This window comes from Gemmatimonas sp. (assembly GCF_031426495.1).
GTDB lineage: Bacteria > Gemmatimonadota > Gemmatimonadetes > Gemmatimonadales > Gemmatimonadaceae > Gemmatimonas.
On record NZ_JANPLK010000047.1, the window covers coordinates 1 to 10738 of the forward strand.

A 10738-nucleotide genomic window follows, 5' to 3' on the forward strand; every position below is an offset into this window, starting at 1 on the left:
CGCACCGCTTCCTGCTTGAATTCGGCACTAAAGATCCGCCGCGTCCGCTTGATCGATTTCGCTGCCTTCGCCATCGTCACACCTCCACTCCGACAATCTACGCGGAGTTAGCTTGGTGTCCGGAAAGCCGAGTCAAGTCCAAAGACAGTGACGGTCTCCAGCGAGGCGAGTACGTGTTATGACGAGTAGTACAAATATCGCGCCCAGAGCTCACTCCGTGCTCGACGCCGTCCTCATGCTTTCACCTTCTCAGGTTCTTTGCTGCGGATCTCGTACGAGGTCTCGCTTTAAGGTACGCGTCCAGCGAGATGGTCGCACTAAGGCGGTGTCCATACGGCCGACTGCACCTCTCCTCAAAAAAGGTGATTTAGTATGAGGGAGTCGCAACGGCGGTGCTTTCGTATTCTAGCGGTAGTCGTGCTCCCTCTCGCGCTGCAAGCCTGCGGATGCGATACGAGCGGCTGCGTTGACGGCCTCAATGTGAGATTCGCTTCTGCCCCGCCTGCTCCGTGGAAGGTCGAGCTGCTCGTGAACGGAGTGCTTCCGAAAGCGTCATTCGCCACTAGCTGTGACGGTACACGAGAGTGCCCATCCGGAGCGTTGTTCGATACGGACGTGCGTGACGGGTTGTCCGTGCGCATCACCACGGCCGCCGGCGTGCGAACGACCGCTTTGCCGCGCATCAACTATGCAAAGCCGTCGAGTTCGAACAACTGGTGCGAGGAATGTCGCGGCAGCGCGGAAGTGACGGTGCCGGTGCCGGTGCCGGTGCCGTAGCCGTCGTGCGCGGATTCAGTACTCAGTGAACTGGCTTCAGAACTCTGATCGGTATAGTGGTCGGAATTCAGCAGCAACAGTGCTCAGTACCGAGCGGGTTTCGTGGAGCTGACGGTTCTCGAGGCCGTCGCGCGCCGTCGCCCCATCGAGTCCCTGCCGCCGCACACGCAGTCAGGAAATGCTCGGCACTGAGCACTGTAGCTGCTCGACTCTGACCACTATACCCAGTCTGACGCCTGTCGCCAGAACACTGGCTACTGTGCAGTTCCAGTCAGCTCGCAAAAACAGCTTTCAGCCGCCCCACCGCCCACGCCAGATCTTCTCGGCTCACCACCAGCGGCGGCGACAGTCGAATCACCGTATCGTGCGTTTCCTTGCACAGCATTCCGTGCGCTTTGAGCGCCTCGCAATACGGCCGCGCTTTCTCGTGCAGTTCGATCGCGATCATCAGCCCGCGACCGCGCACGGCCTTGATGGCAGGATGGCGCAGCGTGCGCACCTGCTCCAGGAACCACGCCCCCTGCTCGGCCGACCGTTCCACCAAATGCTCGTCTTGCAACACGCGGAGCGCTGTGCGCGCGACCGCGCAGCCAAGCGGGTTGCCGCCGAAGGTGCTGCCGTGCGAGCCGGGGCCGAACACACCGAGCACCTCGCGGCGTGATACCACCGCCGACACGGGATAGAACCCGCCCGAGAGCGCCTTGCCCAACACGTACATGTCGGGTGTCACGCCGTCGTGATCGCACGCGAACATGGTGCCGGTGCGACCGAGTGCGGTTTGAATCTCATCGGCGATCAGCAGCACGCGCTGCGCGGTGCACAACGCCGAGAGCTCGGCCAGAAACCCATCGGGCGGCATCAGCACGCCGGCCTCGCACTGAATCGGCTCAATCAGCACGGCGCACGTGTGTGCCGTCATCGCGGCGCGTACGGCCTCGATATCGCCGAACGGTACGAGTACAAAGCCCGGCGCGAACGGACCGAAGTGGGCCTTGTATGCCGGCTCCGAGGAGAAGCCCACGATCGTCGTGGTGCGTCCGTGAAAGTTGTTCTCGAACGCGATGATCGTGCCCTGACCATCAGGAATGCCTTTCGTGCGATAGCCCCAGCGGCGCGCGGCCTTGATGGCCGTTTCCACCGCTTCGGCGCCGGTGTTCATGGGCAGCACCATTTCCATACCGCACAGCGCCGCGAGCTCCTCACAGAACGGACCCAGCTGATCGTTGCGGAACGCGCGCGAGGTGAGCGTGACGCGCGACGCTTGCTCCACCAGTGTGGCGAGAATGCGAGGATGACAGTGGCCTTGGTTCACCGCCGAATAGGAGCTGAGGCAATCGAGGTAGCGTTTGCCTTCCACGTCGGTCACCCACGCGCCTTCGGCATGATCGATCACCAAGTCGAGCGGGTGATAGTTGTGCGCACCCCATGCGTCTTCGCGGGCGATCAGTTCATCGGTGGCGGTCATCGTGGTCGGTGTCATGGTCGACGTCATCGTGCGCTCCGCGCTTAGAGAATCCGACGGCCGAACGCGCTCGCGATCAACTCGGCGCACAGTTCGGCGGTCTGGTTCTGTCGATCGAGAATCGGGTTGATTTCCACCAGGTCCATCGCCACCATCGCGCCGGAGTCGTGCACGATCTCCATCGCGAGATGCGCTTCACGCAGCGTGGCACCACCGCGTACTGGTGTACCCACTCCCGGTGCCTCGGCGGGATCGACCCAGTCGGCGTCGCACGACACGTGTATGCCACCAGTGCCTGTGGTCGCGATGCTTACCGCTTCGTCCATCACGGCGCGCAGTCCGCGCTCGTCGATGTCGCGCATGGTGTACGCGTGCAGACCCAGCTCGCGGATCATCGCCCGTTCGGCGTCGTCGAGATCGCGCAGCCCCACGTACACGAGGTGCTCCGGACTCACCGCCGGAATGGCCGTGGAGAGCTGACGCAGCGGACGATGCCCGAAGCCCAGCAGGTGTGCGACCGGCATGCCGTGCACATTGCCGCTCAAGCTCGATTGCGGCGTGTTCAAGTCGGCGTGCGCGTCGAGCCAGATGAGGCCCATACGCTGCCCGCGTTCGGCGAGTGCGGTGGCGGTGCCGGCCACTGAGCCGGCGGCCAGCGAGTGATCGCCTCCCAAAACCAGCGGGCGGATACCGGCGCGTACGGCGGCGGCGGTGCGTTCGGCGAGATCGATGCACACGTCGGTGATCGCATCGAGCACCGCGCTGGGCTCGTGCCCAAGCGAGGTGCGATCGGGCACCGAGACATTGCCGGCGTCGTGGACGGTGAGGCCGAGTCGTTCGAGCTGCGCGGTGAGGCTGGACAGCCGCATGGCCGACGGGCCCATGTCGACACCGCGACGGCTGGCGCCCAGGTCCATGGGGACGCCGATCAACTGGACGGTACCGGTCCACGGCTTGACTACCGCGCGGGCGGGGGAGGCGACGATCGCATTCATGCGCTCAAAGTGCCCGATTCGCCATGGTATCAACAAGTACAAGGAAATACCATAAATGCTTCATAAACTGACTAAATGCTGGCTAGGTTTAGCACTATGCTCAAAAACCTCGACGCACAGGACCTACGCCTGATCGGGCTGCTTCGCGAGAACGCCCGCATGTCGGTCGCCCAGCTGGCCAAACAGCTCAAGGTGTCGCGGGGCACGGTGCAGAACCGCATCGACCGGCTCATCGCCGACAACGTGCTGCTGGGATTCACGGTGCGCACCACGCCGGAAGCGGCGGCGCATCGTGTGCGGGCCATCATGTCGATCGCGGTGGAAGGCGACCGCATTGAAGGGGATCGCTCCGATGCAATCCTGCGCACCCTGCGGGGGTATCCCGAGGTGCAGGCGCTCTACACGACCAACGGGCGCTGGGATATCGTGTCCGAAATCGGCACCGACAGTCTGGAAGCATTCGACGCCGTGCTGCGTCGCATTCGGAGCATAAAGGGCGTGGCCAATTCCGAAACCAGCCTCTTGCTGTCGACGCAGAAGCTCTAGTCGCGAGCCTCGCGTCGACAGCAGCAGGACACCTGCACGCGGCGACTACTTCACGCCGAGGTTCTTCTTCAAAAAGGCGATCGTCTTGGGCCAGCCGTCCTTCGTGGCGGCGAGATTGGCCGCTTCCTCGGCTACGTCGCGCGCGGCCTTGGGGTCATCCTGTGCGCGCAGGAAGCCGTGGGTGGCGCCTTCGTAGTTCGTGCCCGCGTAGTTTTTCTTGAGACCCTTCATGATCGAATCGAGGGCGGGCATGGCGGCGGCGATGCGTGCGTCCTTCGAGCCGTTCAGCAGCATTACCGGCTGCTTGATCTTGGCAAGGGAATCGGCATTGATGCTGGCCGGTACTGCCGCCGTCGTTGCTGTCGCGGGCGTACCGCCGGTGGTGTAGGGCAGGCCGTAGAACGCCACGCCGCCCGAGAAGCCCTTCAGGCCGCCGTTCACGGCGTGCATGAACACCGTCTGTCCGCCCCAGCAGTAGCCGATCACGGCGTACTTCTGCTGTGCGCTGGGCAGCATCATGGCGTAATTGGCGGCGGCAGCGATCGCGCGATTGCGCTCGCCCGCGTTCACACCGGCAATGAGCTTGCGCGCCGAATCGGACGACAGCTCGACACTGCTCGGTCCGCCACGCACCTTCGACAGGAAATCCGGCGCGATCGCGATGAAGCCATCGGCGGCCACCTGGTCGGCCACGCCGCGTACCCAGGTGGAGAGTCCAAAGATCTCATGCACCACCACCACCACTGGTGCCTTGGCGCGCGCGTTCGGGCTGGCCGGGTACACCACCCACGCCATGAGCGAATCGGCTGAACCGGCGTCCCACGCGATCTTCACCCATTCGGCGTGACGCGGGCTGGCCTTGAGGCGGGCGGGGGCGGTGCTGTTGCTGGCGGGCAGGCCCGCGATGCCTTGACCGGCGGCGGCACCCGCGACCGGCGCCGCGCGATCGGCGGCATTCATATGCGCCATGTGATCGTCGGCCGTTGGGTTGGACGACGAACGCTGGAGTGTGCAGCCAGCGAGAATCGCGGCGACGGGAAGCGCGGCGGCGATCACGAAAGAGCGATGAAACATCAGAGCATCCTGTCAGAGGTTGGAACGACGGAAGAAATCTCAGCGTGGAGAGACCGTCGCGCCAGCCGATCAACGCAAACGCGCCGCCACCGGTGTGGGTGGCGGCGCGTTTGTCACATCAGCGATGACAACCCGCGTGCAAGCGCGCGCTTAGTTGAACGTGTATCGCACACCCAGCTGCATGCGCCACACGTCCGAGATGCCGGCCGTGTGCTGGTACGTGGTGTTCAGCAGGTTCGTGCCGAAGTTGCGCAGGCGATACTGCAGCGCGCCATTCGCGTCCGCTCCCTGCGGAATGAGCGGCGTGCTGGACACCAAACGATCGCCGGCGCCCCACTTCTTGTTGATGAGGTTGTCGAGATTGAGGATGTCGAACCGGATGGCGAGCGTGTTCCGCTTGCCGCCAACATTCTGGAAGATCTCTTGCGTTACGCCGAGATCGCTTCGGAACAACACCGGCAGGAACACGGCATTGCGCTCCGCGTACTGGCCGCGGCGCGCCGAGAGATACTTGTCCTGCGTGATGTACGCTTCCCACGCCGCCTGCTGATCGGCCACGGTGAAGACGCGAACCGGATTCGTCGTAACGACGCCGCCGGCCGCATTCACGCCGTACTGCTGAAAGTTCATCTCCGAGGTGTTGCGCGGGATGTAGATCAGATCGTTCGCGCCCGCCGCATCGCCGTTCGCGTCGGCGCTGAACGTGTAGCTGCTGTTGCCCTGCGTACGGCCTTCGGTGAACAGCGAGATGGACGTCGCGCCAAACTTGAAGTATTCCTTGCGGTACGACAGCGCGAGGAACACGCGGTGTCCCGGCGAGAAATTCGAGAACTGCACACCGGGATTGTTCGGGTCGCCCGACTGCGCATTGGCCGTCCAGTTCGTCGCTGCTGTTGAACCAGGGTCGTACGAGTTCTTCGTCACGCCATAGGCGTAGGCCGACTTGGCGAAGAATCCGTTCGTGAACGACTTCTGCAACGAGCCGGACAGGTTGTACGAGTGACCGGTGTTCGTGTTGCTGATGACGTACGCGGCGTTGACGTTGCTATTGATACGGTTATTGCCCGCCGTCCACCGCGGTCGCTTGTCGGCGCCCGTGAAGGCGGAATTGGCCGCCGGAAGATTCGCATTGATGTAGTACGGGCCGTTCGTCTCCTTGCCGTACAAGCCTTCGAGCGTGGCGATGAAGCCCCACGGCAAGCGCCGATCGATCGCGATGTTCGAGCGCCACACCTGCGAGAACTTGTAGTCCGGTGCGGTGACGTTGAGCTCGTACGTGGCCGCCGGCGCGCCCGTCACGGTGGTCGGCTTGTATGTATCCGGGTTCGGATTGAACGGGCGCGTGGTCGTGTTGTCGCGCTGGTCGAAGCCGGTCAGCACGCCGGTGTTACCGAGCTGGTTGGAAATCCAGACGTACGGCGGCGTTCCGCTGAAGATACCTGTGCCGCCGCGAATGACCGTGCGGCGATCTCCCTCGACGTCCCAGTTGAAGCCGACGCGCGGCGAGATGAGCAGGTTGGCGTCGGGCAGCTTGCCTGTGTTGTACTTGACCGTTGCGCCGGTCTCGTCGCGGAAGGAGAGCTGGTTCGCCAGCGCGTTGTTGAACGCCGTGTTCTCGAACACCGGCAGGTCGATACGCAAGCCCGCGGTCACCTTGAGGTTACGCGTCGCACGCCATTCGTCCTGCGCGTAGGCGCCATACGTGTTGACGCGCAGCGGCTGGATCGGCGCGTCGATCCCGGGGATGTTGTTGTAGCGGACCTGGAAGCGGCCAAGGGTCACCGGCGCGGTGGTGCGCGTCGGATTGGCCAGGAACCCGTTCGCGTCGGTGTAGAAGTCGGCGAGCGAGTTGTACACGTACGCGCTCTGCAGGCCGGGCGAGAACCCGTTGTCGGACTTGTAGCGCTGCGCCGTCACACCGAAGGTGAGGTCGTGCTTGTCGGTGTAGATGGAGAAGTTGTCCTGGAACTGCCACGTGTTGTACTTGAGCACGTTGTTCGGCGTGAACGGCTCGAAACCGAACGACAGATAGTTGGTGCCGTTGTTGTTGATGTCCACGAGCGGGAAGAGCGTGCCCTTCGACTCGCGGCTTTCATCGTTCGTCGTGTACCCGGCGATGATCTGGTTCGACATGTTCGACCCGATCTGCGAGTTCAGTTCACCGATGTACGACCGCGCGTTCTCCTTGATGGCGTAGCCGGAATTCTGGAAGCTCATCGAGTTCAGATTGTCGCGACGCGCGCCCAGTGTGCCGAGCGCATTGGAGTTCGAGATCGGCTGGTCGGACTTGGACTCGAGATCCGAGTACCGGAAGCTGAACTTGTTCCGGTCATTCACATTCCAGTCGATCTTGGCAATGATGCGCGTGGACGGGACAGCCAGATTGAATCCCTGCGCCGGACCGGTCTCGTAGTTGAACTTGTCCTTCAGGAAGGCGCTGAGGGTTGCAACGTCTGACTGGAGCACCCGGGTCGTGTTGCCCGTGATCGCCTGCCCGCCGGTGTTCGCCTGGAAGCTGGTGGCGGGCTGGGTCAGTTCGTCGGTCTCGTAGTCCACGAAGAAGAAGAGCTTGTTCTTGATGATCGGACCGCTCACGTACCCGCCCGGCTGCGTGAACTTGAACTTACCCTTGTTGAAGAACGCACCGGCCGTGCTGTCGCCGACGAGCCCTTGGTTACGCGTGGTGTAATACAGCGACCCCTTGAACTCGTTGCCACCGCTCTTGGTCACGGCGTTCACTCCGGCGCCGGTGAATCCGCCCTGACGCACGTCGAACGGGGCGATGTTCACTTGAATCTGTTCGATGGCGTCGATCGGGATCGGCGACACACCCGTGCGGGCACCCGGCTGCGAGCCAAGCCCAAAGGAATTGTTGAAGAACGATCCGTCGAGCGTGATGTTATTCAATCGGTTGTCCTGACCCGCGAACGACGAGCCGCTCGACTGGGGCGTCAGGCGCGTGAAGTCGGTGATCGTCCGGCCGATGGTGGGGAAGGCCGCGATCGCTTCTTTGGGGATGGTGGTCGAGGCGCCGGTGATGCGCGAACTCAGTGCGCCTCCCGTCGCGGTGACCTGCACCCCGGTCAGCGTGATCGCGACGGTCTTGAGCTCGAAGCGCACATCGGTGGTCGAGCCGAGGGTGACGTCGAGGCCGCTCTGGACGGTGCGCTCGTAGCCCAACGCCACGGCCGTCACCGTGTACGGACCGCCAACGCGCATGGCAGGAATGAGGAAGCGTCCATCGGCGCGACTGATCGCCTGATAGGTGGTACCGGACGGCTGGTGCACGGCAACCACGCGCGCGGAAGCCACGACCCCCTTGTCGCTCTTCACCGTTCCGTTCATGGAGCCGGTGGTGACACCCTGCGCCTGGAGCGCGGCGGTCGGTATCGCGAGCAGCAAGCCACACGCGAGCGGCAGCACGGCTCGCGTGAACTTCGTGAACCACGGCTTCATTCCCGTCTCCTGAAGGTGTTGTTAGGGGCTCGTGACCGACTGCCGGAAGCAGCGCACTGAGCCCGTCGGCCGATGCAACGCCACGCGATGCGATGGGACGCGACGCGATCGACCAGCACAATTTACGCCGTGCAGCCTGCCGCGAGCGAACAGCGACGTCGCGAATAGGCAACGATTCGGCGCGGTTCCTCCCATGCTTGGCTCGTACCGTCGTCGCCTGAAATGGGCCCTGTCCCTGCGCGACCGCAACAAAGCAGACTCCGGGGACTGGTCTAACCCCGGCCAAGGAACGAATTTGCGGGGATCGTTTGCATTACGGGCATCCCATGCCTCCCCTCCATAAATAACCCCGGACACCCCGTGCTCGAGCAGTACGCTCTCGTCCTTGCCCTCGTGTGCTCGGCCGTCGCCATTGTTTACGGCATCCTTTCGGCCCGCTGGATCGTTTCGTTGCCCGCCGGCAATGAGCGCATGCAACAGATCGCTGGTGCCATCCAGGAGGGCGCCGACGCCTACCTGAAGCGTCAGTACACCACGATCGCCGTGGTCGGCGTGGTCCTCTTCCTCGCCGTCGGCTTCGGCCTCGGCAGCTGGATGACCGCCATCGGCTTCGCGATCGGTGCCGTGTTGTCCGGGCTGGCCGGCTTCATCGGTATGTTCGTGTCGGTGCGCGCCAACTCCCGCACCGCGCAGGCGGCGACGAGCGGTCTGAATGCCGCCCTCAACGTGAGTTTCAAGGGCGGCGCGATTACCGGTATGCTCGTGGTGGGCCTCGGGCTGCTGGGCGTGGCTGGCTTCTATATGATCGTGCTGGGCAAGAACACTGGCGAGGAAGCGATCCGCGCAGCGCTCGAGCCGATGATCGGTCTCGCCTTCGGCTCATCGCTCATCTCGATCTTCGCCCGTCTCGGCGGCGGCATCTTCACGAAGGGCGCGGACGTAGGCGCCGACCTCGTGGGTAAAGTCGAAGCCGGTATCCCCGAAGACGATCCGCGCAACCCGGCCGTGATCGCCGACAACGTGGGCGACAACGTGGGCGACTGCGCCGGCATGGCGGCCGACCTGTTCGAGACGTACGCGGTGACGATCATCGCCGCGATGCTCGTGGCTGGCCTCTCGTTCGCCACCTACGGCAATACCGGCGTGCTGTATCCGCTGGTGCTCGGTGCGGTGTCTATTCCGGCGTCGATCGTGGGCACGTTCTTCGTGAGCGTGAAGCCGGGCGGCAAGATCATGAATGCGCTGTACCGCGGTCTGATCGTGTCGGGTGTGCTGGCGGCGATCGCGTTCTTCTTCGTGACGCGCACCATGTTCCCCGGTGAGCTGGGCACGAACCTGTTCAGCTGCGCGATGATCGGCCTCGCCCTCACGGCGGCGCTAGTGGTGATCACCGAGTACTACACGGCTACCGAGTACGGCCCGGTACAGCAAATCGCGAAGGCGTCGGAAACGGGACACGGTACTAATGTGATCGCCGGACTCGCGGTGTCGATGAAGTCGACGGCCGCGCCGGTGCTCGTGGTCGCGGCCGCGATCTACTTCTGCTACGACCTGGCCGGACTGTACGGCATCGCCATCGCGGCCACGTCGATGCTCTCGATGGCGGGCATGATCGTCGCGCTCGACGCATACGGTCCGATCACCGACAACGCGGGTGGTATCGCCGAGATGAGCCAGCTCGGTCCCGACATCCGCAAGATCACCGATGCACTCGACGCGGTCGGTAACACGACCAAGGCGGTCACGAAGGGCTATGCGATCGGTTCGGCAGGTCTCGCGGCGTTAGTGCTGTTCGCCGACTATTCGAGCAAGTTGGGCGCGCATCTCGGTTCGCCGGTGAACTTCTCGATTGACGATCCGAAGGTCGTGATCGGCCTGCTCATTGGCGGCATGATTCCGTATCTGTTCGGCGCCATGGCCATGCAGGCGGTGGGTCGCGCGGCCGGTGCGGTCGTGCAGGAAGTGCGGCGTCAGTTCAAGGAATTGCCCGGCATCATGAAGGGCACGCAGAAGCCGCAGTACGACAAGGCAGTGGACCTGCTCACGAAGGCGGCCATCCGCGAGATGATTCTGCCGTCGATGCTGCCGCTCGTGATTCCGCCCATTGTCGGCTTCCTGCTGGGTGGCGCCGCGTTGGGTGGACTGCTCATGGGTACGATCGTGACGGGCTTGTTCGTGGCGATCTCGATGTGCACCGGCGGTGGCGCGTGGGACAACGCCAAGAAGTACATCGAAGAAGGCCATCACGGCGGCAAGGGCAGCGAAGCCCACAAGGCGTCGGTGACTGGTGACACCGTGGGCGATCCGTACAAGGATACCGCCGGTCCGGCGATCAACCCGCTGATCAAAATCATCAACATCGTGGCGCTGCTGTTGGTGCCGTTGCTTACCAAAGCATAGTCGCGCGTTACGACTCAGCGTTTGGTCG

The 10738-nt window shown here is 63.5% G+C and carries 7 protein-coding genes; 3 read left to right on the plus strand and 4 right to left on the minus strand.

The window, feature by feature from the left end:
- Window positions 1–615 precede the first annotated feature (615 nt).
- Window positions 616–777 (plus strand): hypothetical protein, encoded by a 162-nt coding sequence (locus tag RMP10_RS12310; RefSeq protein WP_310570538.1) that lies wholly within the window; start codon window positions 616–618, stop codon window positions 775–777.
- 271 nt (window positions 778–1048) lie between these two features.
- Here the strand turns inward: RMP10_RS12310 and rocD are convergent, their stop codons facing one another.
- Window positions 1049–2269, minus strand: coding sequence for an ornithine--oxo-acid transaminase (gene rocD / locus RMP10_RS12315; RefSeq protein WP_310570539.1), 1221 nt, complete (start codon window positions 2267–2269; stop codon window positions 1049–1051).
- Between the two features lie 14 nt (window positions 2270–2283).
- On the minus strand, window positions 2284–3234 hold the full coding sequence (gene rocF / locus RMP10_RS12320) for an arginase (protein ID WP_310570540.1): 951 nt from the start codon (window positions 3232–3234) through the stop codon (window positions 2284–2286).
- 96 nt (window positions 3235–3330) lie between these two features.
- Between rocF and RMP10_RS12325 the strand changes: the two genes are divergently transcribed.
- Window positions 3331–3780, plus strand: coding sequence for an Lrp/AsnC family transcriptional regulator (locus tag RMP10_RS12325; protein WP_310570541.1), 450 nt, complete (start codon window positions 3331–3333; stop codon window positions 3778–3780).
- A gap of 45 nt (window positions 3781–3825) precedes the next feature.
- Here RMP10_RS12325 and RMP10_RS12330 read toward each other — a convergent pair whose 3' ends face one another.
- Both RMP10_RS12330 and RMP10_RS12335 read right to left on the minus strand, forming a co-directional pair.
- A complete protein-coding gene (locus RMP10_RS12330; RefSeq protein ID WP_309669844.1) occupies window positions 3826–4854 on the minus strand; it encodes a dienelactone hydrolase family protein in 1029 nt (342 codons plus the stop codon).
- Window positions 4855–5004: 150 nt separating this feature from the next.
- Window positions 5005–8310, minus strand: a complete 3306-nt coding sequence (locus RMP10_RS12335) for a carboxypeptidase regulatory-like domain-containing protein (protein ID WP_310570542.1) — start codon at window positions 8308–8310, stop codon at window positions 5005–5007.
- Window positions 8311–8670: 360 nt separating this feature from the next.
- On the opposite strand from RMP10_RS12335, the gene RMP10_RS12340 reads away from it, so the two are divergent.
- On the plus strand, window positions 8671–10710 hold the full coding sequence (locus RMP10_RS12340; RefSeq protein ID WP_310570543.1) for a sodium-translocating pyrophosphatase: 2040 nt from the start codon (window positions 8671–8673) through the stop codon (window positions 10708–10710).
- Window positions 10711–10738 lie beyond the last annotated feature (28 nt).